This is a genomic window from Microvirga rosea (genome assembly GCF_020595095.1).
GTDB lineage: Bacteria > Pseudomonadota > Alphaproteobacteria > Rhizobiales > Beijerinckiaceae > Microvirga > Microvirga rosea.
In genome coordinates, this window is the sequence record NZ_JAJDOP010000036.1 from 1 (window position 1) to 649 (window position 649).

1 protein-coding gene is annotated in these 649 nt (G+C 65.0%); it reads right to left on the reverse strand.

Going from position 1 to position 649, the window contains the following annotated elements; genetic code table 11:
* Nucleotide 1 precedes the first annotated feature (1 nt).
* Nucleotides 2-649: calcium-binding protein (locus LJD17_RS23925; RefSeq protein ID WP_227386760.1), on the reverse strand; the 648-nt coding region annotated here is incomplete at its 5' end.

A 649-nucleotide genomic window follows, 5' to 3' on the forward strand; every position in this document is an offset into this window, starting at 1 on the left:
CTTACAGGATGAAGTCGGTTGCGGCGAGCGCGAGCTTGGTGCCGACGAGATCCACATGGGTCGTGAAGTTGCCGGCATTGGCGTAAAGATGCGTCACGTTGGCGGCTGCGTCTTCCACCGCCCAGATGTGTCCGCTCCGGCCGCTCGACGCATAGCCGTCGAAGATGAAGGCCTGGTCGCCCGCCTTGGTCGTGTCGGCATCGATCTTGCCGAAGTCGAGCTTGTCGGTGCCGTGCACGAAGTCCATCACCTTGTCGCCGTCGGCGCTGTACTTGTCGCTGAACTGGAACACGTCCCGGCCGTTGCCGCCGATCAGTGTGTCCTTGCCGCCCCAGCCGTTGAGGGTGTCGTTGCCGTCACCGCCGTTGAGGACGTTGGCGCCGCCATAGCCGGTGATGACGTTGTCCAGGCTGTTGCCGGTGCCGTTGATGGCGCCGTCGCCGGTGAGCTGCAGGTTCTCGACATTGGCCGCTAGGGTGTGGGTGATCGTGCTCTGGACCGTATCGGTGCCCTGGCCGGCGAGCTCGACGACCTTGTCGCCGGTGTGGTTGACCACATAGGTGTCGTTGCCGGCCAGGCCCTTGAGGGTGTCGGCGCCGGTGGTGCCCTTGAGGGTATCGGCGCCGGTGGTGCCGGTGATGTCGGTCGA